The 24,213-nt window shown below is 61.6% G+C and carries 25 protein-coding genes and 1 riboswitch; of the genes, 13 read left to right on the top strand and 12 right to left on the bottom strand.

Annotated features, from left to right (window positions below; genetic code table 11):
* Window positions 1-5: 5 nt before the first annotated feature.
* The 4 genes from ACIOUG_RS02415 to ACIOUG_RS02400 all read right to left on the bottom strand — a co-directional run bounded on the left by ACIOUG_RS02415 (window position 6) and on the right by ACIOUG_RS02400 (window position 5,104).
* Entirely contained in the window at window positions 6-1,358 is a 1,353-nt protein-coding gene (locus tag ACIOUG_RS02415; protein ID WP_401062219.1) for a c-type cytochrome, read from the bottom strand.
* A 17-nt stretch (window positions 1,359-1,375) separates the two neighbouring features.
* On the bottom strand, window positions 1,376-3,628 hold the full coding sequence (locus tag ACIOUG_RS02410; protein WP_401062217.1) for a molybdopterin cofactor-binding domain-containing protein: 2,253 nt from the start codon (window positions 3,626-3,628) through the stop codon (window positions 1,376-1,378).
* On the bottom strand, window positions 3,628-4,083 hold the full coding sequence (locus ACIOUG_RS02405) for a (2Fe-2S)-binding protein (protein ID WP_205890821.1): 456 nt from the start codon (window positions 4,081-4,083) through the stop codon (window positions 3,628-3,630). Before ACIOUG_RS02405 ends, ACIOUG_RS02410 begins: the two co-directional genes overlap by 1 nt.
* Before the next feature lie 88 nt (window positions 4,084-4,171).
* A complete protein-coding gene (locus ACIOUG_RS02400) occupies window positions 4,172-5,104 on the bottom strand; it encodes an AraC family transcriptional regulator N-terminal domain-containing protein (RefSeq protein WP_401062216.1) in 933 nt (310 codons plus the stop codon).
* Window positions 5,105-5,347: 243 nt separating this feature from the next.
* On the opposite strand from ACIOUG_RS02400, the gene ACIOUG_RS02395 reads away from it, so the two are divergent.
* Both ACIOUG_RS02395 and ACIOUG_RS02390 read left to right on the top strand, forming a co-directional pair.
* The gene (locus tag ACIOUG_RS02395; RefSeq protein WP_401062214.1) at window positions 5,348-6,544 is read left to right on the top strand and encodes an MFS transporter; all 1,197 of its coding nucleotides are present in this window, start codon (window positions 5,348-5,350) and stop codon (window positions 6,542-6,544) included.
* A gap of 102 nt (window positions 6,545-6,646) precedes the next feature.
* Window positions 6,647-7,375: a type 1 glutamine amidotransferase gene (locus ACIOUG_RS02390; protein ID WP_401062213.1), complete on the top strand. Its 729-nt coding sequence runs from the start codon at window positions 6,647-6,649 to the stop codon at window positions 7,373-7,375.
* Here ACIOUG_RS02390 and ACIOUG_RS02385 read toward each other — a convergent pair.
* The 4 genes from ACIOUG_RS02385 to ACIOUG_RS02370 form a co-directional block, all read right to left on the bottom strand.
* Window positions 7,372-7,728: a hypothetical protein gene (locus ACIOUG_RS02385; protein WP_401062211.1), complete on the bottom strand. Its 357-nt coding sequence runs from the start codon at window positions 7,726-7,728 to the stop codon at window positions 7,372-7,374. The genes ACIOUG_RS02390 and ACIOUG_RS02385 overlap by 4 nt on opposite strands.
* A gap of 240 nt (window positions 7,729-7,968) precedes the next feature.
* The gene (yghU, locus tag ACIOUG_RS02380) at window positions 7,969-8,808 is read right to left on the bottom strand and encodes a glutathione-dependent disulfide-bond oxidoreductase (RefSeq protein WP_401062209.1); all 840 of its coding nucleotides are present in this window, start codon (window positions 8,806-8,808) and stop codon (window positions 7,969-7,971) included.
* Between the two features lie 31 nt (window positions 8,809-8,839).
* Window positions 8,840-9,274, bottom strand: coding sequence for a hypothetical protein (locus ACIOUG_RS02375; protein WP_401062207.1), 435 nt, complete (start codon window positions 9,272-9,274; stop codon window positions 8,840-8,842).
* The gene (locus tag ACIOUG_RS02370; protein WP_401062205.1) at window positions 9,271-10,242 is read right to left on the bottom strand and encodes a LysR family transcriptional regulator; all 972 of its coding nucleotides are present in this window, start codon (window positions 10,240-10,242) and stop codon (window positions 9,271-9,273) included. The genes ACIOUG_RS02375 and ACIOUG_RS02370 overlap by 4 nt, the downstream gene beginning before the upstream one ends.
* Before the next feature lie 126 nt (window positions 10,243-10,368).
* On the opposite strand from ACIOUG_RS02370, the gene ACIOUG_RS02365 reads away from it, so the two are divergent.
* From ACIOUG_RS02365 to ACIOUG_RS02350, 4 genes are all read left to right on the top strand, one after another.
* The gene (locus ACIOUG_RS02365) at window positions 10,369-10,644 is read left to right on the top strand and encodes a DUF2798 domain-containing protein (protein ID WP_003225824.1); all 276 of its coding nucleotides are present in this window, start codon (window positions 10,369-10,371) and stop codon (window positions 10,642-10,644) included.
* A gap of 221 nt (window positions 10,645-10,865) precedes the next feature.
* Window positions 10,866-12,653, top strand: coding sequence for a thiamine pyrophosphate-requiring protein (locus ACIOUG_RS02360; RefSeq protein ID WP_401062203.1), 1,788 nt, complete (start codon window positions 10,866-10,868; stop codon window positions 12,651-12,653).
* Between the two features lie 113 nt (window positions 12,654-12,766).
* Entirely contained in the window at window positions 12,767-13,198 is a 432-nt protein-coding gene (locus ACIOUG_RS02355; RefSeq protein WP_401062201.1) for a DNA methylase, read from the top strand.
* On the top strand, window positions 13,198-13,911 hold the full coding sequence (locus ACIOUG_RS02350) for a DUF72 domain-containing protein (RefSeq protein WP_401062199.1): 714 nt from the start codon (window positions 13,198-13,200) through the stop codon (window positions 13,909-13,911). The genes ACIOUG_RS02355 and ACIOUG_RS02350 overlap by 1 nt, the downstream gene beginning before the upstream one ends.
* A 1-nt stretch (window position 13,912) precedes the next feature.
* Here ACIOUG_RS02350 and mntP read toward each other — a convergent pair whose 3' ends face one another.
* The 3 genes from mntP to ACIOUG_RS02335 all read right to left on the bottom strand — a co-directional run bounded on the left by mntP (window position 13,913) and on the right by ACIOUG_RS02335 (window position 16,920).
* On the bottom strand, window positions 13,913-14,476 hold the full coding sequence (gene mntP / locus ACIOUG_RS02345; protein WP_401062197.1) for a manganese efflux pump MntP: 564 nt from the start codon (window positions 14,474-14,476) through the stop codon (window positions 13,913-13,915).
* A 5-nt stretch (window positions 14,477-14,481) separates the two neighbouring features.
* A riboswitch (yybP-ykoY riboswitch) is annotated at window positions 14,482-14,654 on the bottom strand.
* Window positions 14,655-14,890: 236 nt separating this feature from the next.
* Window positions 14,891-16,261: an ATP-binding protein gene (locus ACIOUG_RS02340; protein ID WP_401062195.1), complete on the bottom strand. Its 1,371-nt coding sequence runs from the start codon at window positions 16,259-16,261 to the stop codon at window positions 14,891-14,893.
* Window positions 16,258-16,920 carry a response regulator gene (locus tag ACIOUG_RS02335; protein ID WP_401062193.1) on the bottom strand — a complete coding sequence of 221 codons (663 nt, stop codon included), beginning with the start codon at window positions 16,918-16,920 and terminating at the stop codon, window positions 16,258-16,260. Before ACIOUG_RS02335 ends, ACIOUG_RS02340 begins: the two co-directional genes overlap by 4 nt.
* Window positions 16,921-17,090: 170 nt before the next feature.
* On the opposite strand from ACIOUG_RS02335, the gene ACIOUG_RS02330 reads away from it, so the two are divergent.
* From ACIOUG_RS02330 to ACIOUG_RS02310, 5 genes are read left to right on the top strand one after another with little or no spacing between them, the layout of a single operon-like run.
* A complete protein-coding gene (locus ACIOUG_RS02330; protein WP_007960465.1) occupies window positions 17,091-17,357 on the top strand; it encodes a PepSY domain-containing protein in 267 nt (88 codons plus the stop codon).
* Window positions 17,357-17,902, top strand: a complete 546-nt coding sequence (locus ACIOUG_RS02325) for a cytochrome b/b6 domain-containing protein (RefSeq protein ID WP_401062190.1) — start codon at window positions 17,357-17,359, stop codon at window positions 17,900-17,902. The genes ACIOUG_RS02330 and ACIOUG_RS02325 overlap by 1 nt, the downstream gene beginning before the upstream one ends.
* 50 nt (window positions 17,903-17,952) lie before the next feature.
* Complete coding sequence (locus tag ACIOUG_RS02320; RefSeq protein ID WP_401062189.1) at window positions 17,953-19,248, top strand: exo-alpha-sialidase; 1,296 nt, start codon at window positions 17,953-17,955, stop codon at window positions 19,246-19,248.
* Window positions 19,248-19,859 (top strand): hypothetical protein, encoded by a 612-nt coding sequence (locus tag ACIOUG_RS02315; RefSeq protein WP_401062187.1) that lies wholly within the window; start codon window positions 19,248-19,250, stop codon window positions 19,857-19,859. Before ACIOUG_RS02320 ends, ACIOUG_RS02315 begins: the two co-directional genes overlap by 1 nt.
* Before the next feature lie 22 nt (window positions 19,860-19,881).
* Window positions 19,882-21,909 (top strand): LTA synthase family protein, encoded by a 2,028-nt coding sequence (locus tag ACIOUG_RS02310; protein WP_401062186.1) that lies wholly within the window; start codon window positions 19,882-19,884, stop codon window positions 21,907-21,909.
* A gap of 29 nt (window positions 21,910-21,938) precedes the next feature.
* Here the strand turns inward: ACIOUG_RS02310 and ACIOUG_RS02305 are convergent, their stop codons facing one another.
* Window positions 21,939-22,757 (bottom strand): alpha/beta fold hydrolase, encoded by an 819-nt coding sequence (locus ACIOUG_RS02305; protein WP_401062184.1) that lies wholly within the window; start codon window positions 22,755-22,757, stop codon window positions 21,939-21,941.
* A 341-nt stretch (window positions 22,758-23,098) separates the two neighbouring features.
* Between ACIOUG_RS02305 and ACIOUG_RS02300 the strand changes: the two genes are divergently transcribed.
* Complete coding sequence (locus tag ACIOUG_RS02300; RefSeq protein WP_401062183.1) at window positions 23,099-23,647, top strand: hypothetical protein; 549 nt, start codon at window positions 23,099-23,101, stop codon at window positions 23,645-23,647.
* Window positions 23,648-23,696: 49 nt separating this feature from the next.
* Entirely contained in the window at window positions 23,697-24,107 is a 411-nt protein-coding gene (locus ACIOUG_RS02295) for a hypothetical protein (protein ID WP_401062182.1), read from the top strand.
* The last annotated feature ends 106 nt before the right edge of the window (window positions 24,108-24,213 follow it).

Below are 24,213 nucleotides of genomic sequence, written 5' to 3'. Positions count from 1 at the left end.
TTCCTCTAACGCATTTGCAGAATGATCGGGCTGCTGCTGGCCGGACCCGTACGTTCACGCAGCTTGTTGACAGCCTGCGCTTCAACGGCACCACCCTGATTGCCCCAGGTGCTGCGCATGAAGCTCAGCACTTCGGCGATCTCTTGATCCGACAACTGCTCGCGGAAGGCCGGCATGCGGTAGGCGTCCGGCACTCCGGCGGCCACCACCCGCTGCGAACCGTTGAGGGTGATGTTGATCGCCGAAGCACTTTCCTTGGCCAGTGCCGAGGTGGCGCCGGCCAGCGGCGGCATCCATTCCGACTGGCCCTTGCCGTCGAGGCCGTGGCACGAAGCGCAGCGCGTGACGTAGGTATGAGCACCGGGCGCGTCCAGACTTTCCATCGCCGAAACCGTTTGGTACTGCCATGGCTGGCCGTCGCGCTGACGGTCCCCCGGCAATGACTTGAGATAACGGGCAATCGCGGTCAGATCGTCATCGCTCATGAACTGCGTGGAGTTGTTGAACGCCTCGGTCATCGAGCCGTAAACCACCGCATGTTTGTTGCGCCCGGTCTTGAGGAACTGCACGATCTCCGGTTCGCTCCAGCGACCCAGGCCAGTGTTGTGATCATCACGCAGGCTCGGCGCGTACCAGCCATCGAGCAAGGCGCCGGCGAGGTACGGCGCGCCGGATTCATCCAGGGCCTTCTCGTTGAACGCCAGCCCGCGCGGCGTATGGCAACTGCCGCAGTGCCCGGCGCCTTGAACGAGATAAGCGCCGCGATTCCACACGGCATCCTGCGACGGTTTGGCCACGTAAGGTTCGGTATCGGCGAAGACACCGTTCCACAGCGCAATCGGCCAGCGCAGGTTCAACGGGAAAGGAATCGCACTCGGGATATTCGCCTGCTTGACCGGTGCCACGCCTTTCATGAAAAACGCGTACAGCGCTCGCACATCGTCGTCACTGAGCTTGGCGTAGGACGGGTAGGGCATCGCCGGGTACAGACGGCGGCTGTCCGGTGCCACGCCGTGGCGCACCGCACGGTCGAAGTCCGCCAGGCTGTAGCGACCGATGCCGGTTTCCGGTTCCGGGGTGATGTTGGTCGCGTGGATCGCGCCCAGTGGTGTGGCCATTTCCAGGCCGCCAGCGAACGGTGCGCCGCCCGGCACACTGTGGCACGCGACGCAATCGCTGAGTCGGGCGACGTATTCGCCACGGGCCACCAGCGCCGGGTCGATATCGGCCACGACGACGGGTTGATGGTCAAGCGGCGAGACGGGCTCGCGGGTGACATACCAGGCCAGCAGGCCTGCCGCGACCAGGCACGGCACTGCCAGCCAGCCAGCGGTTCTTGCGAATCGGTGGTTATTCATGGACGCTCCGGCGCTGATCAACTGAAGGTGTGTCGGCTCATGGGCAGGCTGCGCACCCGTTGCCCGGTCAGCGTTGCCACCGCATTGGCGACGGCGGGCGCGACGGCGGGCAGCGGTGGTTCGCCGATGCCGCCCATTTTTTCCCCGCTCTCGACAACACGCACGTGGACCCGAGCCATCCGCGCAGGCGGCAGGATCGGATACAAGTCGTAGTTGCGCGCGCGTGGTTTGCCATCAATCCACACGGCTTCCTCCACCAGCGTCTGCGAGAGGCCCAGCGCCACCGCGCCATTGACCTGCGCTTCGACAATCGCCGGATTGACGATGCTGCCGGGGTCGATCGCCTGCCAGATGTCGTGCACCTTGACCTGACCGTTCTCAATGGAAACCTCGGCGATCACCGCCGTCTGAGTTCCGAACGGCGACGCCATCGCCACGCCTCGCGCACGTTTGCTGCCGTCCGCGGCGGTAAACGGCCCGCGCTTCCAGCCCCCCGACAGCTCGCCCACCGCTTGCAGCAGCGTGGTCAGTCGTTGGTTGTCGCGCAACAGATGCAGGCGCAGTTCGAACGGGTCCTTGCCGCCCTTGTCGGCCAGTTCGTCAAGGAACGACTCATAGAAGAAGTCGTTGAGCGAGTTGCCCACCGAACGCCAGTAACCGAGCATCGCCGGGCCTTTGGCGTAGATCTGCGCGATGCGCTTGTTGGGAATCGCATAGGACTTGCCCGACAACCCTTCAAGCGCCGTCGGGTCGAGTTTTTCACCCTGCTTGTCGGCCAGCGCCTCGGTCGGACCTTCGGTGGCGCTGATCGCTTCGATTGCCAGCGGCCAGCCGTCGTTGTCCAGTGCGGCGCGGAAATTCACCGCGGCTACGGGACGCAGCACGTCGCGCAGGAACTCTTCCTCGCGGCTCCAGATCAGTTTGACCGGGCGGCCAACCGCTTTCGATAACTCGATCGCCTGCGGGTAGGGGCTGGCGGCGTCGTAGAGGAAATGCCGACCGAAGAAGCCCCCGAGCAATGGCGAATGCAAGGTGATCCGCGACGGATCCAGCCCGGTGCGTTTGGCGATGTCCGCACGGAACATGTCCGGCGCCTGATTCGGCAGCCAGACCTCCAGCGAACCGTCGGGATTGAATCGGGCCAGCGCCGATGGCGGCTCCAACTGGCCGTGGTTCAGGTACTGGTTGTGGTAAGTGGCGTCGATCCGGGTCTTGGCGCTGGCCAGAACCGCAGTCACGTCGCCCTCATTTTCATCATCCTTGGCCGGGCCTTTGTCTTCAGCCAGGCGCTTGAGCCAGGCATCGCTGGAAAAGTCGGCGGGCATCGACCGTACCTGGCTGTCGGCCGTGGGTTCCTGCCAGTCGACCTGTATCGCTTCCACTGCACGTTTGGCGTGCCACCAACGCTCGGCGACCACCGCCACGGCACCCGGCAGACGATGCACGGAATGCACGCCTTTCATCGCCTTGACCTGCTCTTCGTTGCGCAGCTTGCCCACCGTCATCCCCAGACGCGGGGCATGTTGAACGGCGGCATGCAGCATGTCGTCGACCTTCAGATCGATACTGTACAGCGCCTTGCCCGTGGACTTGTCGTAGGCATCGACGCGCTTCACCGGTTTGCCGATCCAGCGGAACTGGCTCGGATCACGCAGCTGCACCGAGGCCGGATCGGGAACCGGCAGATCCATGGCGTGCTCGGCCAGTTCGCCGTAGGCCACGGATCGCCCCGACTTGGCGTGCACGACTTTGCCGGGTTCGGTAGTCAGTTCGCTCACCGGCACGCCCAGCTGCTGCGCGCCCGCCTGCAGCAACATGGCGCGGGCGAGGGCGCCGAGGCGGCGCATCACCGGGTAACTCATGCGCACCGACATGCTGCCGCCGGTGATGCGCATGCCGTTTTCCATCACCACATAGGCTTCGCCGGGCGGCGCGGCTTCGACCAGAAAGGTTGCCGGGTCGGCGTCCAGCTCTTCACCGACGATCTGCGCCATCGCGGTGAACGTACCTTGGCCGCCTTCCATGAACGGGCAGAGCAGGCGCACGCGGTTGTCCGGGCGGATTTCCAGAAACGCCGGCACCTGCGTACCGCGCTCGGCAGTCGCGGCCGCCACTGCCGCTTGCACGCGAGTCGTCCCCAGCGGCAGGCCGAAGCCGAGCACCAGGGCACCGACGGCAGTGCCGGCCAGAAAACGTCTGCGCGACACGTTGATCGGTTCGTGCAGAGCCAGGGCTGATGCTTCCTGAGCAGGATCGATACGCACGTTCATCAGGCTTCTCCCTTGCCGGCCAGCTCATGCACAGCGGCATGAATGGCGTTGTACGTGCCGCAGCGGCACAGGTTGACCATCGCCGCTTCGATCTGCGCGTCACTCGGCTTGGGGTTTTGCTTGAGCAGCGCCGTGGCGGCCATCACCTGGCCGGACTGGCAGTAGCCGCACTGGGCGACCTGCAGATCGACCCAGGTCGAGACCACCCGTTTGCCGACTTCATCGGCCTCGATCGCCTCGATGGTGGTGACCTCGCGGCCAACCACACCGGCTACCGGCGTGACGCACGAGCGCACCACGTTGCCGTCCACCAGCACCGAGCAGGCGCCGCACTGCGCCAGTCCACAGCCGTATTTGGTGCCGGTCATGCCCAGATCGTCGCGGATCACCCACAGCAGGGGCGTATCGGCGTCGGCATCGACCTGATAGGTTTTCTGGTTGATTCGTAGTTCCATGGTTCACCCGCTCGATCATCGGTTGACGTGCATTTTTATAGGCGGTGAAACGCGGCGTGGCGCCTCACCGGTAACGCGTGTTCTTTGCTCAGCTTGCCGCGTTGCCCAGTGCTTCTGCGGCGAAGGGTTCACCGCGCAGCAGCGCGATGTCACGACTGGGTGCGGTGCCGTACAGGCGTGCGTATTCGCGGCTGAACTGCGAGGGGCTTTCGTAGCCGACCGCAAACGCCGCGCGCGAAACGTCCAGACGTTCCATCAACATCAGCCGGCGGGCTTCGTTCAATCGCAGCCACTTCTGGTACTGCAGCGGGCTCATGCCGGTGAGCTGGCGGAAGTGATGGTGAAAGGTCGGTGCGCTCATCTGCACCCGCGCCGCCAGCTCATCGATGCGCAGCGCCGTGGTGTAGTTGACCTTGAGCCAGTCGATGGCTTTGGCGATGCGATAACCCTGGCCATCGACGGCAGTGATCTGCCGCAGCCGCGCGCCTTGATCGGTATGGAGCAGCCGATAGTGGATTTCCCGCAGCACCAGCGGCGCCAACACCGGGATCGCCTCGGGTTCATCGAGTAATGCCAACAGGCGCTCGAGCGCACCTTGCAGGGCGCACGTCATGTCGCCAATGCCAGCGCCTGAACCCGTGGATGAATGCCGCTTGGCCGGCAAGCCCACCTTGGTGATGACCTCGGCGAGCATGCCGACGTCCAGTTTCAGTACCAGCCCGACACAGGGCTGCTCAGGGCTGGCAGTCAGCACTTCGGAGTTGGCGGGCAGATCCAGTGAGGTGACCAGAAACCGCGAAGGGTCGTAGCTGTAACCCTCACCCCCGACCCACAAGCGCTTTTCCCCACGGCCCACCAGAATCAGGCTCGGCTCGATCATGCACACGGCCGGCGCCACCGGCTGGTCGCGACGAAACAGCGACAGCCCGGATATGGCCGTGGCGAAGTCATCCGGTTCGCTCACGCGCGGGTCGATGTTCAACGCCAAAGGTGATTCGTGGCGCAGCGGGGTAGTGATCATGTCGGGCAACTCCTGTTGATCGAACTCTAGTCCGCTGCACAGCGGTTTCCTATACATCACCCTGCAACCTCAGAGGATCAGGCAAGCATTCAAGAGAAATGCACTAGGGCAGAGGTCAATCGACCGGGAGAATGTGTCAAACCATTACAGGATTGGCGCGATTCGAAAACGCGATCCAGGCACCGTGAACAACAGCGCGTCCGGGCAATCGCCCGGACGCCTCTCGCAATACAGGTAGTTCCAATGACTTCCCTTTCTACAGAAAAGCGCGGCTGGAGCGCAGTGCTGGCCATGTCGTTGGCCGCCTTCGCGCTGGTCGCTTCAGAATTCATGCCGGTCAGCCTGCTGACGCCCATTGCCGCCGAACTGCACATCAGCGAAGGCCAGGCCGGGCAGGGGATCTCCGTGTCCGGTGCATTCGCCCTGATGACCAGTCTGGTGATTGCCGCGGTCGCCGCGCGTGTCGAGCGCAAGAAGTTGCTGCTGGGGCTGACCTTGCTGATGATCGTGTCGGGTACGGTGGTCGCGTTCGCGCCGGGCTACCCCTCGTTCATGTTCGGGCGGGCCCTGATCGGCATCGCGATCGGCGGTTTCTGGTCGTTGTCGGCGGCGACCGCGATGCGTCTGGTGCAGCCTGACCAAGTGTCTCGGGCACTGGCGATCGTCAACGGCGGGAACGCACTGGCGACAGTAATCGCCGCTCCGGCGGGCAGCTTCCTCGGCTCGCTGATAGGTTGGCGCGGCGCATTCTTCTGCGTGGTTCCGGTCGCCGCGCTGGCGGCCGTGTGGCTGCTGATCAGTCTGCCGTCCTTCCAGCTCGAGCGTCAGGCCGGTGGCGGCAATGCCCTGCGGCTGATGAAGCAATGGCCGGTCGCCTTGGGGATGGTCGCTGTCAGCGTATTTTTCATGGGGCAATTCATGCTGTTCACCTACCTGCGGCCGTTTCTGGAGGGGGTCACCGGGGTCAGCGTCTCAACACTGTCCTTGATGTTGCTGGGACTGGGGCTTGCGGGTTTCATCGGGACCTTTGTGATCGAAAGATTCCTCGGCACCGGCCTGTACCGCACGCTTACGGTTATCCCGCTGGTAATGGCGGTCATCGCACTGGCGCTGGTGAACTTCGGCGCATCGCCGCTGCTGACCGCGGTGCTGCTCGGGCTATGGGGTCTGGTGGCTACGGCGGCTCCCGTTGGCTGGTGGACATGGCTGGCGCAGACACTCCCGGAGGATGCCGAAGCCGGCGGAGGGCTGCTCGTGGCCATCGTGCAACTGGCAATCGCCGGAGGGGCAATCGTCGGTGGACTGGCGTTTGACCTGAGCGGTTATAAAGCCACCTTCGAGCTGAGCGCTGCGGTGTTGGTGATGGCGTCTGTGCTCGCCTGGTTTGCGGGGCGCAGTGCTGCGCAAGTGCATCTTGTGGAGTCGAATGCCACCGGTTGAGAGGAGTGTGAAAGTGATCGTTCCAGCCACGGATTTGCCAATGACACTAAGTGTCATATAGTCTTTCGCACATCACTCATCCAGCCCCACCAAGGATTTCCAATGAACGTTCATTTCGTGGTTCACGAAGCATTCGAATCGCCCGGCGCCTATGAAACCTGGGTTCGCGAACGTGGCCATGAAGCCAGTTATTCGCGGGTTCATGCGTATGAGGCCTTGCCCGCGAACGTCGAGAACATCGACCTGCTGGTGGTGTTGGGCGGCCCGCAATCGCCGGCGACGAGCAAGGAAGAATGCCCGCATTTCGACGCGGCTGCCGAGTGCGATCTGATCCTTAGAGCAATCAACGCCAACAAGGCAGTGGTCGGCGTTTGCCTGGGCGCTCAATTGCTCGGCGAAGCGCTGGGTGCTGTGCATGGCCACAGTCCGGAAAAGGAGATCGGCAATTTTCCGATCGCGTTGACCGAGGCGGGGAAGGGCAATGCCAAAGTGGCGCACTTTGGCGATGTGCTCGAAGTCGGGCATTGGCACAACGATATGCCGGGGCTGACGGCGGATGCGAAGGTCCTCGCCGTCAGTGAGGGCTGCCCGCGTCAGATTGTCGAATACGGCGATCTGGTCTACGGCTTCCAGTGTCATATGGAGTTCACGACGGAGGTCGTGGAGCGCTTGATTGCCGCGTCCGGCGACGAGTTGGCGGCGGCGGTGGATCGGCGTTTCGTTCAGCAGCCGGCGATGCTACGAACCAATGTTTATGAGGAGATGAACCTGAAACTGTTCGAGTTCCTCGACAAGCTGGTGGCGCAGTATCAGCAGCAACGCAAGGGCTAGGAATACCGGGCCAGGCGCTCACTCCAGTTGCCGCCGTGCGTGCGTTGGCACGCCTCCTCGGAGTCGAAACGCACGTTGCGCTCTGAGGGGGGCAGGTCGATGTCGGCCTCCCTCAGCGCGGTGGCTGTCAGTTCAAAAATGCGTGCCTTGCCTTGCGTCAGGGCGAGGTTTTTGTCGGCCTCGGTGTCGAACACCCAGATGACTTTCAAGGTTTGAGCCAGCGCGTTCAGGTCAGCGGTGTGGGTGAGCCAGGTGAAGCCTTTGATTTCGCCTTTTGCGGTTTCACACGCGTCGGTGAGTGTGGCAATCAAGCGTCGCTCGATCCGTGCCAGTTCTCGTTTTCCAGGGGGCATTGCAGATCCTTCGGTGACAGTGGTGGTGTGGAGATAGGTTTATCCGGTGGGTCTTGCGAAACAGGGCACTTGCGCGTCGCGCCCTCATGTTGCTGTGGGAGCGGGCTTGCTCGCGAAAGCGGTATGCCTGTGATGTCAGTGTTGGCTGACCCAGCGCCTTCGCGAGCAAGCCCGCTCCCACAAGGATTGCTGTGATCCCGGATCCCTGTGTCCAGCACGAATCTCTGTGGGAGCGCGGCGTCAATCCAGATCGCTGGCCTGATGCCGCTCGGCAACCTGGCTGGCCTCGTCGCCCCAGGTGCGATTGACCCGCTGGCCACGAATCACCGCTGGGCGTTGAGCGATTTCCTCTGCCCAGCGTTGCACGTGGGTGTATTCGTGCGCCGCTAGAAACTCGGCGGCCGAATACACGTTGTTGCGCACCAGTTGGCCATACCACGGCCACACTGCGATGTCGGCGATGGTGTAGCTGTCGCCGGCCAGATAACGGCTTTCGCCAAGGCGCCGATCAAGCACATCAAGCTGACGCTTGGCTTCCATGGTGAAGCGGTTGATCGGGTATTCGAGTTTCTCCGGCGCATACGCGTAGAAGTGCCCGAAGCCACCGCCCAGATAAGGCGCGGCGCCCATCTGCCAGAACAGCCAGTTCAGGGTTTCGGTACGGCCGGCGGGATCTTGCGGCAGGAAGGCGCCGAATTTTTCCGCCAGATACAACAGGATCGAACCGGATTCGAACACCCGAATCGGCGGCTGTGCGCTGCGGTCGAGCAGTGCCGGAATCTTCGAGTTCGGATTGATCTCGACAAAACCGCTGGAGAACTGATCCCCCTCGTTGATGCGGATCAGCCACGCATCGTACTCGGCCTCGGTGTGCCCCAGTGCGAGCAGTTCTTCCAGAAGGATGGTCACCTTCACGCCATTGGGCGTCGCCAGTGAATACAGCTGCAGCGGATGTTTGCCCACTGGCAGGGTCTTTTCATGCGTCGGCCCGGCAATCGGGCGGTTGATGCTGGCGAACTGGCCGCCGGACGGCGCATCGTGTTTCCAGACTTTGGGCGGTACGTAGGGCGCTTTACTCATGAAATGGACCTCATGGTGGATTTGCCGATGGTTATCTGACAGGCATCAGACAAGACAGCATAAGATTTTTCAGCGACTCCGGATCGAATGATGTGTTGGCAATCTCGCTGAGGTCAGCTGCCAGCTGCCATTGACCGGGGTTATTTGCCATCTGGCGTACTACCCATTGCTGCGGGCCAGTCCAGGATAGTTCGAGGTACGGGCCCACAAGCTGTGCGTTGGCGATCAGTAATGCCACCTCATCCGCCGGGCCGGGGCACATGCCTCCGACAGCGAAAGGTACACGCGCAAGCATCAGCTCGTTGAGCAAGTGCACCAGCTCGGCATTTGAGGTGAAGAGCATTGTGCGTTCTCCGGCAGCAGCGCCGGCGAAGACCAGATGGCCCGTTGTCGAGTCGGACGAGTTGATCGCCGCGAGATGTACCGGTGGCTGCCCTGAGCCTTTTGCATAACGTGGTGTGTTCACTGCAAATCCTTTTCAGTGGGCGCGTGAAACGACGGGGCCAAAGCATCTTCGGTCGGCCAGCGTGTCTTCAAGTGCTCAGTCAAAAAATCCATGAAGGCTCTGACCTTCGGCGTCATCGCCGCTCGTTCCTGCACGCATGCGTAAATGTCCATTGGTTCGACATAAGCATGAGCCGCACCTTGCAGGTCGTCGAACAACGGCAGCAATTGACCGTTCTCCAGATAGGGCGCGGCGACGAATTCGGCCAGACGCGTGACGCCGGCGCCGTTGACTGCCATTTGCGCGAGGGCGTCGATGTCGTCGCTGATGGCGGTGGCGTTGATCGGGGCGTCGTAATGCTCGCCGTCACGGACGAACCCCCAGCGCAGAAAGCGCCCGTCCAGTGGATAGCGGAACGTCAGGCAGGCGTGGTGTTGCAAGTCTTGCGGAGATTGCGGCACGCCGGCGCGTTCGAGGTAGGCGGGGGCGGCGCAGAAGATGAACGGCAGGGAAACGATCTTGCGCGCGACGATGCCGTCTTCCAGTTGCGGCTTGATCCGCAGGCTCAGGTCGATGCCGTCCTTAATGTGATTGATCTTGCCGTTGGTGGTCGACAGCTCGACCAGCAGGCGTGGATGCAGCGCGGCAAAACTGGCGAGTAACGGCGCCAATACGTGGCGGCCGAATGCGCTGGTGGAGGCGATGCTCAAGCGACCTTGCAGTTCGCTTTCATCGTTGACAATCGCACTTTGCGCCGACTCCAGATCGGCCGCGATGCGTCTGACCTTCTCGTAATACAGCGCACCATTTTCGGTGAGGGCCATGCGGCGGGTGGTGCGCTGCAACAAGCGAACGCCGAGGTGCGTTTCGAGGCGATTGAGGGTCTGGCTGACCGCCGCCGCACTGACGCCCAGTGTCTTGGCGGCACCGACGATGGAGCCGGCTTCGACCACTTTGATAAAACTGGCAATCGCCGCCAACAGATTCATCGGTGTCCCGCCGCGTGGGTTTGATTCGTAAGTTGTGCTTTATAAAGTACCTGTGGCGGGCCGTCTAGTTGAGGGCAGGGCGCTTTGCTAAGGTGCCGACTCCCTGTCAATGGATGGAAAAGCCATATGAATCAAAGAACCACTACCGATGCCTTGTATCTCAGCCGGCGCAAGCTGTCACCGCGTGCGACGCCCTACGTGTTTGCGTTGTACATGGCGACGATCATGGCGTTCCTGATGTCGCTGGTGATCACTGCGGCCAATTCCGGGATTGATAACGACTACCTGAGTAATGCGTTGCACGCCTACAAGCTGGCAATGCCGGTGGCTTTCCTTTGCATCCTCGTGGTGCGGCCGATCGTGATCAAACTGGTGGCGCTGACGGTGCATCCGCATCGCTAATGGTCCCCGTGTAGGAGCTGCCGAAGGCTGCGATCTTTTGATGTTGTTTTTGAAGATCAAAAGATCGCAGCCTGCGGCAGCTCCTACAGGGGCGGTTCGGCAATGCCGGCGAGTAAAAACAATCGAAACTTCGCGCGCGTCCCGGCTGTCCAGACCCTTGTACCGCCCGGCGGCTGATCTGCCGGGACGGCTTCATGCATCGGTGACAGGCGAGGAACGAGATGACGACGACAGTGGGAGATTTTCTGGTTGAGCGGCTTAGCCAATGGGGCGTCACGCGGATTTTTGGTTATCCGGGAGACGGCATCAATGGCGTGTTCGGCGCGCTCGCCCGAGCCAATGGCAAGATCGAATTCGTTCAGGCCCGACACGAAGAAATGGCCGCGTTCATGGCGTCGGCCCACGCCAAGTTCACGGGCGAGTTGGGCGTGTGCATCGCCACTTCGGGGCCGGGCGCTTCGCACCTGATCACCGGGTTGTATGACGCCCGCATGGATCACCAGCCGGTGCTGGCGATTGTCGGCCAGCAGGCGCGGACGGCGCTCGGCAGTCATTACCAGCAGGAGCTGGACCTGGTTTCGATGTTCAAGGATGTGGCCGGGGCGTTTGTGCAGCAGGCGTCGGCGCCGTCGCAAGTGCGGCATTTGCTCGACCGTGCCGTGCGCACGGCGGTTGGCGAGCGGCGGGTGACGGCGATCATCCTGCCCAATGATTTGCAGGATCTCGAGTACGAGCCACCGGCGCGGGCGCACGGCACCGCGCACTCTGGCGTCGGTTATACCAAGCCGAAAGTGCTGCCCTATGAAGCGGATCTGCAGCGCGCCGCAGACGTTTTGAACAGTGGCGAAAAAGTCGCGATTCTGGTGGGTGCTGGCGCGTTGCAGGCGACGGATGAAGTGATTGCCATCGCGGAAAAACTCGGTGCCGGGGTCGCCAAGGCGTTACTCGGCAAGGCTGCACTGCCGGACGATTTGCCGTGGGTCACTGGCAGCATCGGTCTGCTCGGCACCGAGCCGAGCTACAAGATGATGAACGAATGCGACACCTTGCTGATGATCGGTTCGGGTTTCCCGTATGCCGAATTTCTGCCCAAGGAAGGTCAGGCGCGGGGCGTGCAGATCGACCTGCAACCGGACATGCTCAGCCTGCGTTATCCGATGGAGGTCAATCTGGTCGGCGACTCCGCCGAAACCCTCGCGGCACTGCTGCCGTTGCTTGAACAGAAAACCTCGCACAAGTGGCGCAAGAAAATCGAAGGCTGGCGCAGCACCTGGGAAAAGACCCTGGAAAAACGCGCCATGTCCAAGGCCGATCCGATCAATCCGCAGCGGGTGGTGTACGAGCTGTCACCGCGCCTGCCGGATCAGGCGATCATCACCAGCGACTCGGGTTCGTGCGCCAACTGGTACGCTCGCGACCTGAAGATTCGTCGTGGCATGCAGTGTTCGCTATCTGGCGGGCTGGCCTCGATGGGCGCTGCCGTGCCGTATGCGATCGCCGCCAAGTTTGCCCATCCGGAGCGGGCGGTGATTGCGCTGGTGGGGGATGGCGCGATGCAGATGAACAACATGGCCGAGCTGATCACCGTCGCCAAATACTGGCGCCAGTGGGACAGCCCGAAATGGATCTGTGCGGTGTTCAACAACGAGGACTTGAATCAGGTCACCTGGGAGCAGCGGGTGATGGAGGGCGATCCGAAGTTCGAAGCGTCGCAAAGCATCCCCGATGTGCCGTATCACTTGTTCGCCATTTCCATTGGCCTGAAAGGGATTTTCGTCGACCGCGAAGAAGACGTAGCCGCCGCCTGGGAACAAGCGCTGGCCTCGGAAGTGCCGGTGCTGATCGAGTTCAAAACCGACCCCAACGTGCCGCCATTGCCGCCGCACATCAAGCTCGAACAGGCGAAGAAATTCGCCACGACCCTGCTCAAGGGCGACCCCGACGAAGCGGGCGTGATCGTGCAAGCCGCCAAGCAGGTGCTGGCCAGCGTCCTCCCCGGCAAAAAATAACTTCATGTAGGAGCTGCCGCAGGCTGCGATCTTTTGACTTTGATTTTTTAAAAACAAGATCAAAAGATCGCAGCCTGCGGCAGCTCCTACAGAGGGCAGTGAGGGATAAACCGATGAGCAAAACCATCAGCGCCCACGACCTGCACATCAGCCTCGATCCGGTAAGCGAGGAGGGGTTGTTCAAATGGCTGCTCGCCAGTTTTCTGATGGGCAAACGCATTCAGGCCGACATTGCCGCCGAGGCCTATCGAGTGATTGCCGAGCGGCATCAGCGCGACACGCCGCGCAAGCTCGCGAACTGCACGCATCGACAACTGGTCGGCATGCTAGGCGAAGCGCATTACGTGCGTTACGACGAAACCACGGCCACGCGTTTGCTGGCGCTGGCGGCGCGGCTTAATGATGAATATGCCGGCAAGGTCGGCAACATCGTCAAGGCCAGCGCCGATCGGACTGAATTCGAACTGCGCCTGATGGCGTTCGACGGAATCGGCCCGAAGACCGTAGAGATTTTCATGCGTGAAGCGGCGAAGGTGCTTTTTTGATGTTCATCGGTTGCGCAGGCTGGAGTCTGGGACGTGAGTATTGGCCGCAGTTTCCGGCCGAGGGCACGCATCTGCAGCGATATGCGGCGCGGTTCGACTGTGTGGAAATCAACAGCTCGTTCTATCGTCCGCATCGGCGTCAGACTTATGCGCGCTGGGCGGATTCGGTGCCGCCGGATTTTCGTTTTTCGGTGAAGGTGCCAAAGCAGATCACCCATCAATTGCGTCTGCAAAACTGTGATCAAGCGTTGGACGAATTTCTCGAGCAATGCGAGGGACTGGCTGATCGGCTGGGATGCTTGCTGGTGCAACTGCCGCCTTCGCTGGCCTTTGCGCCGGCAAGCGCAGAGGCGTTTTTCGTGGCGTTGCGCCAACGCTTCGACGGAGACGTGGTGGTTGAACCTCGGCATGAATCCTGGGCAGCGGCAGCGACGATGCTGCGCGCGTATCGGATTGCTCAGGTCATGGTCGATCCGTCGCGGATCAGTAGCGACCACTCAGCGCAGGGCTGGTTGGGGGTGCGTTATTGGCGATTGCACGGTTCGCCACGTATCTACCACAGCGCCTACGATGACGGTTATCTGCAAGCGCTGGCAGAGAAGATGAAAGTCGCGGCAGCAGAAGCTGCCGCGACCTGGTGCATCTTCGACAACACCGCCAGTGGCGCCGCGTTGGGCAACGCGATGACACTGGCGGCGCTGATCCGGGGCTGAATCAGGCAGACAAGTGCTCGTACAGAATGGTCGCGCCGACGATCATCAACACCACACCGCCGACGATTTCCGCACGCTTGCCGACCACTGCGCCGAGCACCCGGCCAAGCATCACGCCGATGGTCACCATGGTCATGGTTGCCACGCCGATGGCCGCTGCCGCCACCCAGATATTCACATCGACAAACGCCAGACCGACGCCGACTGCGAGGGCGTCAATGCTGGTGGCGAACGCGGTGACCGCGAGAATCAGGAACGAATGCTGACCGGGTTTTTCTTCTTCCTCGTCTTCGTGTTTCAGGCCGTTGTAGATCATGTGCAGACCGAGGATCAGCAGCAGGCTGAAGGCGATCCAGTGGTCCCATTCGGCGACCCAGCGGGTGGCGGCCTGGCCGATCAGCCAGCCGATGATCGGGGTGATGGCTTCGATCACGCCGAAGATCAGGCCGGTGCGCAGCGCTTCGGTCAGACGTGGTTTGTGCAGGCTGGAGCCTTTGCCGATGGCCGCGGCGAACGCGTCCGTGGACATGGCCAGGGCGAGGAATATGAGGGAAACAGGATTCACGGGGCACACTTCCAGTCGGGCTATGAGTCAACGACACAACCACACGCCCGACTTTAGGCATGGATGTGTCGTCGGTCTCACCAACCAAAAGGTGTTCGTACCACGGCAGGTTGCCGAGAATGTTGATACGAACGCTTCCGAGGGACTCGGAAACAGGCTACTCCCCAACGAGGCTGCGGATCTTATTTGGGCGAACATGAAAATTTTGTCAAAAGCATCGATTGGCTCAGGGATCCTTACTGCCCAGATTTGCATTGGGTTCTGGGAGATCACTGTGGCGAGGGGATTTATCCCCGATGGGGCGCGAAGCGGCCCCTCTTTGACGAGCTGGACTGCTGCGCATTCCAGCGGGGGCGGCGCAACGCTTCGCTAAATCACCTCATTACAATGTCTTTCACGCAAAGGCTGTCCGGGTCACGGTGCCTCGTTGATCCGCAACTGCGCACACAACCCGCCCTGCGGCCGGTTGTACAGCTGCAACGTGCTGCCGATCTTGCTGACGATCATCTGCACGATCGCCAGCCCCAGTCCCGCGCCGTTACCGTGGCCGTGGCTGTAGAAACGCTCGAACAGCCGCGCGTATTCCTCCTCGTTGATACCCGGGCCGGCGTCTTCGACGCTGATGTACACCGCGCCGCCCGCCTGCGGTTGCACCTGAACCCGCACCTCGCTGCCCGGCGGGGCGAAATTCAGGGCGTTGGTCACCAGGTTCTGCAGGGCGATGGCGAGGGCCACCGGGTCGGTGTCGACCGGGCAGTGGTGGTCGCTGTCGAGGATCAGTTCAACGTCTTTTTCCATGGCCAGCGGTGCCAGTTCGGCGAGCTCTTCGCGCACCAGTTCGGTCAATTCCACGCTGCGGGTTTGAGGATTGGCCAGCTGCGGTTCGATGCGCGCCATGATCAGCAACTGACTGGCGATGCGCGTCGCCCGATCCACCGCACTGACCAGATATTCCAAGGCTTCTTCGCGTTGTTGCGGGGTCGCCGCCAGTTGCGCGTTTTGCGCGTGGATGCGCAGGATCGCCAGCGGCGTGCGCAGCTCATGGGCGGCGTCGGCAATGAAGCGCCGCTCACGCGCCAGCAGATTGTCGATCTGCTGTAACAGGCGATTGAGCGCGGTCTGCATCGGCTCCAGATCATGCGGCAGGGGGCTGAGGTGCAGCGGCTTCAGGGTTTCGGTGTCACGTCCGCGAATGCTCTGCGCCATGGCGCGCAACGGTTGCAGGCCCCAGCCGATGGTCAGCCAGATCAACGCGGCCAGCAGCGGTACGCCGATCAGGCTCGGCCATAACGTGTGGCCGACGATGCGTTCGATCAGATCCTGGCGGATGTCGTCACGCTCGCCGACCCAGATCAGCAGCCCCTGTTGCGGATCCTTGAGCAGAAACGCGCACCAGTCGCGGCCATTCTCCATCAGATCGTGGGAGCCGAGGGTGGTGGGCGGCGCGGCAAGCTCCGGCGCTTCGGCCGAGCGCACCAGCAACTGCCCGTCGCTGCGCCACACTTGAAAGGTCAGACGGGTTTCGTAAGGGTGCGCAGCCTCACCGTCGCCGACCCGGCTCATGGCTTCATCGAAGGCCTGATAGAGCCGGTTCCAGTCGTTGTCGCCGGGCGTGCGCTGGGCCAGTACGCCTTGCAGCAGGCGCGCGCTTTGCGCCAGTTGGGCATCGTAGACTTCTTCGATTTCATGGTGACTGTCGCGCAGCACCAGCCAACTGATCAGCAGGTCGCCGATCAATACCAGAATCAGCACCGGCACCAGAATCCGCGCACGTATGGAAATCATGGCTTGAGCTCCACCACATAGCCGACCCCGCGCACGGTGCGGATCAACTCGCTCGAAAGTTTTTTGCGCAGGTTGTGGATCAGCACTTCGAGGGTGTTGCTCTCGACCCGGTCCTGCCAGCCATACAGCGCTCGCGACAAGCGTTCGCGGGTGACGACTTTGCCGGGGCGGGCCATCAACTGGTGCAGCAATTGATATTCCATCGGCGTCACCACCACGTCGGTGCCGTGCCAGCTGACCTGTTGCGTGACCGGGTCCAGGCACACTCCTGCATGCTCGAGCACCGGTTGCGCGCGGCCCTGACTGCGGCGCAGCAACGCGCGAATACGCGCTTTCAATTCATCGACATCGAACGGTTTGATCAGGTAGTCGTCGGCGCCGGCATCCAGCCCGGCGATGCGTTCCGCCGTGCCGTCGCGGGCGGTGAGGATCAGCACCGGCAAATCCTGTTGCTCGCCGCGCAAGCGTTGCAGCAGCGCCAGGCCGTCGAGCCGGGGCAGGCCGAGGTCGAGCAGTAGCAAGTCGAAGCTCTCACTGCGCAGGGCGTGCAGGGCGCTGACCCCATCCTGCAACCAGTCGAGGGTGTAGCCTTCGCTGCCGAGGGCAACGCGAATGCCTTGACCGAGGGCGCGATCATCTTCGACCAGCAATAGGCGCATAACGGATTCTCTTGTGCAAAGACGGCGGTTGACCGGCGGCATCATGCCGCTGTGCAGCCGACTGTGGCAGTTGACCCGACGGGAAAGATGTAACGACTCGTTGCCAACTAAGCTTCGGCTAAGGTTGCTTTTGCACAGTGAGGCCTTCCTCATCGAGCGAGAGTGTTTCCATGCGCAAACTTCTGCTGTTGTCCCTCATCGTTGCCAGCCCGCTGGCCGTCGCCGGCCCGCAATGCACCACCGCCGAACGCTCGCAATGGCAAGACCAGAAAGCCTTTCAGGAACAACTCAAGGCTCAGGGCTACGAGATCAGCAAATTCAAGGTCACCGACGGCAACTGCTACGAGATCTACGGCTTCGACAAGGACAAGCGCAAGGTCGAGATCTACCACGACCCGGTCAGCGGCAAAGCGGTGAAAACCGAGATCAAGGGCTGATGCCGAGCGCGTCCCTGCGCCTTTGGGACCCCGTGGTGCGGCTGTTTCATCTGTCCATCGCGGGCGTCTTCGTCGCCAATTACTTCTTCAATGAAGCCGATGATGACTGGCATGTGTGGCTCGGCTATTACGCCATGGGCTGGCTGCTGGTGCGGCTGGTGTGGGGATTCGTCGGGCCGCGCAGTGCACGTTGGGCGGATTTCTGGCCGACGCCGACGCGGCTGATCACCCATGCGCGCTCGCTGATTGCCGGACGGCCCGAGCATCGTCTCGGGCATTCGCCGATTGGCGCGCTGGTGATGCTGTTGATGTTACTGGCGATGTTTATCGCCGGAATTAGCGGCTGGGCCATGGAAGAAGTCGACGCCTTGTGGGGCGCCGATTGGCCGTTGCAGGTGCACGAAACCGCCGTCGACAGCTTGCTGGTGCTGGTGTGTCTGCACATCGCCGCCGCGCTGTTCGAAAGTTTTCTGGTTCGCGACAACTTGCCGTTGTCGATGCTCACCGGACGCCGGCGCCACTTGCCGGACGATTCGCCGCGCTGACAGGGATGTTTGCCGATTGCCCTCCATCCTGTTTTTGCCGTGAGTCGACTATGCGTGCGCTTCCCGATCGCTTGAAATTTGTCCTTGGCGGACTGGCCGTGAGCCTGATTTTCTGGGGCGCCTGGCGCAGTCATCCGGCCCATGTGCTGGCACCGTTTGCCGTGGCGACGCCGCCGGTCGATGCCTCGCTGCAGGCACCGGAACCGCTGTACAACAGTCGCTTCGTCTCCTCGCAATTGAATGATTTCGTGCACTCATCGTCGGTGACCGCGCTGCCGGGCGGTGACCTGATGGCGGTGTGGTTTGCCGGTTCCCGCGAAGGCGCTGCCGACGTGCAGATCCGTACCGCCCGCTATGACGCCGACACCGCGGAGTGGGGCGCCGAGCAGGTGCTGGCCACCCGCGAATCAACCCGCGACGGCACCCAGCGCTACATCCGCAAACTGGGCAACCCGGTGATTGCCCTCGCGCCGGATCAACGATTGTGGATGTTCTATGTCTCGGTATCCGTGGGCGGCTGGGCCACCAGTGCGATCAACGTGATGGTCTCGGATGATTTCGGGCGCAACTGGTCGGCGCCACGGCAGTTGATTACCTCACCGTTTTTCAACATCAGCACGCTGGTGCGCGCCGCGCCGGTGTTCCATGCCGACGGCTCGATCGGCCTGCCGGTGTATCACGAGTTCATGGGCAAATTCGCCGAGTACCTGTACCTGAGCGCCGACGGCGCGGTGATCGACAAATTCCGTATCAGCCGTGGCAAGCATTCGTTGCAGCCGACCATTGTGCCGCTGGACGGAAAACGTGCCGTGGCCATGTTGCGCTATGCCGGCGACACCCATCACCGCGTGCTGGCCAGCCGCACCGAGGACGCCGGGCAGACCTGGAGCGAGCCGTACCCGCTGGAACCGGCCAACCCCAATTCTTCGCTGGCCGCTGTCGGCACCGACGACAACGGCTTGCTGGTGGCGCTGAATGATCTGCAGGACGGGCGCTTCAAGCTCAGCCTCTATGGCACTGATGCCAGCCTGAACCACTGGCGCAACGTGATCGAACTCGATCAATCGCCCGATCCGCTCGGCCAGCCGTTCGCCCCCGAAGCCTACAAAGCGATCATCGGCGAAGGCTTTCGCGCTTCCAGCGGTGCCCGGCGCTTGCCGCTGGAACAACGCTTTCTGAGCAATCTGGACTACCGGGTGTGCAAGCCGCAGGGCTGTGATTTCGAGTACGAATACCCGTACTTCAGTCGCGGCAGCGATGGTCTCTATCACCTGGTGTATTCGTGGAATAACACCTTCATCAAACATGTCAGCTTCAATGAAGCGTGGCTGGCGGAGCGCCTGTGATGCTGATTCTCTGGCAAGCCCATTTGACGTTCATCCTGCTCGGTTTTGTCTTGCTCGGCTCGTTGCAATGCACGCAACGCTGGCGCCCATGGTTGTTGCCGCTGTTGGCGGCGGTCAGCTTTGCTCCGGTCAGCGATCTGCCGCTGGCGGCTTACCTGCGCAGTGTTACCGATGATCTGGCGATCACCACGCTGGTGTTGCTCGGCTGGGCCAGTCTGGTCCGGCTCGGCGTGGTCAAGAAGCAGACGCTGTCGGCGCGGGTTCAAGTGCTGGTGCTGTTCATCGCACTGACCGCGCTGTTGTACCCGGCGACGATGGGCCTGACCTATTTCGATCCGTACCGCTGGGGCTTCAACCCGCAGCCGATGATCGTCTGTATCGGCCTGCTGGCATTGGCGCTGTTGTGGCTGCGCAACACACTGGCAGTGTCGATGCTGGCGCTGGGTACGCTGGCGTTCGCCTTGCGTCTCAAGGCTTCGGAAAACTACTGGGATTACCTGATCGACCCACTGCTGCTGGGTTACTGCCTGGTCGCCGGCGCGGCGCTGTGCCTGCGCGAGGTCTGGCGTCTGTGGCGAGTCGCACCGGCGGGCGCGACATCTTCTATTTGAACCAATGACACTGAGGTCAATGATGGGCTGGTTGCAATCGCGACGCCTGCGCTACGGCGTGGGTGCGGCAGGTTTGGCGTTCTTGTTGTTTGCCGTGCTCCGGCTGGTGTTCGTGCTGGGGTTTTCCGGGATCGCGCCCAGCGAGTTCTTCGACAACCCGGCACTGCGCGAAACCCTAGGTATCGGTTTGCGCTTCGACTTGCGCCTCGCCGTGTTGCTGATCCTGCCGCTGGCGCTGCTGGCCTGGCTGCCGCGCTGGAACCTCATGCGGTTGCCGTGGTTGCGCTGGTTCGCACGGGTTTACTGGCTGCTGGCGCTCGGTGCGATTGGTCTGCTGTACATCATCGATTTCGGTCATTACGCCTATCTCGGCGTGCGAATCAACGCCACGGTGCTGCGTTATCTGCAAGACGCGCAGATCTCGCAGCAGATGGTCCGGGAAACCTATCCGGTGCTGTGGATCGCCCTCGGCTGGTTGGCGACACTGAGCGTGTGTTTCTACGGTTTTTTGCAGCTTGAACGCGCGACGCTGGCCCGTGCACCCAAGGTTATCCGGCGTCCGTCGCTGGTACTCGGAACCGGGCTGGGGGTGGTCGTGGTGCTACTGGCGCTGCTCGGTCGGTTCGACAATCTCAACCTGGAAAACCCGGTGCCGTTGCGCTGGAGCGATGCGTTCTTCTCCGGTAACGCGCAGCTCGCCGCAGTCGGTCTGAACCCGGTGCTGTTCCTCTACGACACGCTGAAAACCGGGCAGGCGCAATTCGATGAGGCGCAGGTGCGCGAGCACTATCCGTTGATTGCCCGCTATCTGGGCGTGGATCGACCGGACCCGCAAAGTCTGACGTTCGAACGTCAGCAAGGCGTGCAGCCGTATCGGCTGCAGGGCACGCCGAACGTGATGTTCGTCATGCTCGAATCGCTCGGCACCAGCGCTGTCGGCGCCTACGGCAATCCGTTGAACCCGACGCCAAACCTCGATCAACTGGCGACGCGTAGCTGGTTCTTCAAGCACTTCTACGTGCCGGTCACTGGCACCGCGAAAACCGTGTGGGCGAGCATCACCGGCGTTCCCGACGTGACCCGCCGCGAAACCGCAACGCGCCATCCGCTGATCACCCGCCAGCACACGCTGATCAATGCGTTCACCGATTATCAAAAGCTCTACATGATCGGCGGCAACGCTGGCTGGGCCAATATCAATGCGCTGATCCAGCAGAGCATCGACGGCGTGCGTCTGTATCAGGAAAGTGACTGGCGTTCGCCGCTGGTGGACGTGTGGGGTATCTCCGATCTGGATCTGTTCAAGGAGAGCGACCGCATCCTGCGCGACCTGCCCAAGGACCGACCGTTCTTCGCCTACGTGCAAACCTCGGGTAACCATCGGCCGTTCACCATCCCCAAGGACAACGATGGCTTCGAGGTCAGCAACCTGTCACTGGAGCAGGTGCAGGCTGCCGGTTCGCGCAGCGTCGAGCAGTACAACGCGGTGCGCCTGCTGGATTTCAATATCGGTAAATTGATGGAACTGGCCAAGGCCGGCGGCTATTACGACAACACGATTTTTGTGTTCTTCGGCGACCACAACACGCGCATCAGCCAGATCCCGCACATGCCGCCGGCGTTCGAGCAACTGGGCCTGGAAAGCAATCATGTGCCGATGCTGATTCATGCTCCGGGGCTGCTGGCGCCCAAGGTTATCGAGGAAGCGGTGGGGCTGACGGATCTGCTGCCGACGGTGGCGGGGATGGCCGGCGTGCCGTTCAGCAACGGCGCGATGGGCCGCGATGTCCAGCAACCGGCGCCGGAAGGTGAGCGTGTGGTGCCGCTGGTGCTGCGCGAGGGCACGTTCCCGCTGATTGGCGGGGTGACCAAGGATTTCCTCCTGCAAATGCAACATGACGGCAGCTCGCCGACCCTGCATGACCTGGCGTCGAGCACGCCGCTGGATAACGTCGCCGGGCAAAACCCCGAGGAATTCCAGCGCCTGGTGGAGCTGACTCGGGGGCTGCACGAAAGCGCACGTTTGATGTTGTATCGCAACGTGCGCTGACCGGGTATGCGCCCGGTCAGCGCGGCGCATCAGTGGTTCAGGAAGGCCAACAGGTCTTCATTCAGCGCCTGCGCGTGCGTCACGGCAAAACCGTGCGGTGCGCCGGCATAGACTTTCAGTTCGGCGCCCTTGATCAGTGCCGCCGCTTGTTTGCCGGTGGTTTCGAACGGCACGATCTGATCGCCATCGCCGTGGATCACCAGGGTCGGCACGTCGATCTTTGCCATGTCCGGACGGAAGTCGGTTTGCGAGAACGCGGTGACGCAATCCACGGTGCCTTTCAGCGAGGCGAGCAGGGCGACGTTCAAGGTTTGCGTGAGCACGCCGTCGGAGACTTTCTGCCCCTGATTGGTACCGTAGAACGGCGCGGCGAAATCCGCGATGAACTGCGCGCGATCCTTGAGCAGGCCGGCCTTGATCCCGTCGAATACCGAATTATCGACGCCTTGCGGGTAGTCGGCCTTCTTGCCGAACAACGGCGTCACCGCACCGAGCAACACCAGCCCGGCAACGCGCTCGCTGCCGTGGCGGGCGATGTAGCGGCTGACGTCGCCGCCGCCCATGGAGAAACCGACCAGCGTGACGTCGCGCAGGTCGAGGTGGTTGATCAGTTGCGCGATGTCATCGGCGAAAGTGTCGTAATCGTAGCCGGTCCATGGTTGATCGGAGCGCCCGAAACCACGGCGGTCGAAGGCAATCGTGCGGTAGCCGCGACTGCTCAGGTACTCCATCTGGTATTCCCACATGTCGGCATCCAGCGGCCAGCCGTGGCTGAACAACACGGGCTTGCCGCTGCCCCAGTCCTTGAAATAGATCTGTGTGCCGTCATCGGTGGTGAATGTGCTCATGGAAACTCCTTGCTTGAGTGGGGGCGCAATAGGGGGTGAAAGCAGGATTGACTATCCGCGCAATCGAGCGCCGCCACTTGTATGCAGGTGCTGCGATGTCGCTTGAGGTTCTTTGCGCGAGCACAGTTGTAGGTGCAATCACACGCTGGTTTAGATGGAAATCACCCTGTGAAGCGCAAAAGCGCGCACGGCAGCGCCTGCCCGGTCGCCCGTACGAAGACAGGAGTTGAACACGGGCAGGCGAGCGCAACATAGGTTTGACGTCAAAATGATGGCCATCTAATATCGCGGCGTTGTTTTGGTGTCATTCCCCGTCCTGCTTGTTCAATAGAGATTCTCGCGTGAATAAACGTGTGCTTGTGACGTTGACCCTGCTGCTCGCGCTGCCAGGCTGCCATTCCAATGTGCGTAACTCTTCCCCCAGCCTGCTGAAAGACGGTATCCAGTTGCATCAAGACCAGGTGCAGGTGGATGCCCAGCACGCCAAAGTCATCATGAAATCATCTGGCGGCACCTATCCGGTGGAGTTTTCCATTCGCCGCGCCGATGATCCTGACCGCCGCATGGAAGTGCTCGGCACCGTTGTGGATTCAGGTCGAGCCAAGGTGTTCGGCTGGATCGCCAAACTCAACGAAGTGGCCAACAGCGCCACGGTCAAACGCTTTCCGCAACTGGAAGCACAGGCCGATGCCGGCAAGCCGTTTGAGGTCTCGGGGTATTCGAGCAGCCGGGTGAGCGCCGGCATTTATACCTGTGGGCCGCTGAAAAGCGCCTTCACTCCGCAACAGGGCAAGGTGTACCAGGTGGAATTCCAGTTCTCCGGTGATCTCTGCGAGCAGCACGTTTACGACGTTACCCAACCCCAGCAGCGCATTCCTGTAACAGGTTGATCTTGCATACGCGATGCATTGGATTCAGTTGAAGAAAGGAAAATGCCAAGTGAAACGCAATCTCTGCCTGGCCCTCATGGTCCTGGCTGCAACACTGGGTGGCTGTGCCGCCAACAAACCGGTTAACGATCCATCCCTGATCGGTGCATGGAAAGGTATGCGCTCGGAAAACGGCAAATGCCAGTTCCTCTCCTGGAAAAACAACTTTAAACCTGACGGCACCTTCAACATTACTTTCTTCCGAGATGCCCAGCAGACCCAGCCGATCCAGACCGAACACGGCATCTGGAAGGCGGCCAATGGCAAGAACGAGTTGCGAACCGCCGGCGTGCCCCTGCCCGATATCTACACCTACACGCTGATCGATGCCGACACGGTGCATTATGTCAATGTGGCGAAGGACCCTTCGGGTGATTGCCAAGAAGACTACGAGTTCACTGAGCACCGTATTCGCGGTTGAGTCAGCGTGCGTAAAAAGGGGGCATCCATTTCCGAACAATGGATGCCCCTTTTTTATGTTGTGATGGCACCCGTTTCTTTTGTTTATTCCTTGATACAAACCCGAC

Origin of the sequence: Pseudomonas sp. NPDC087803 (assembly GCF_044742995.1) — a bacterium.
In the GTDB taxonomy this organism is placed as follows: Bacteria; Pseudomonadota; Gammaproteobacteria; order Pseudomonadales; family Pseudomonadaceae; genus Aquipseudomonas.
The sequence above is the reverse complement of the archived record's forward strand: the minus strand, read 5'-3'. Positions and strand labels throughout refer to the sequence as shown.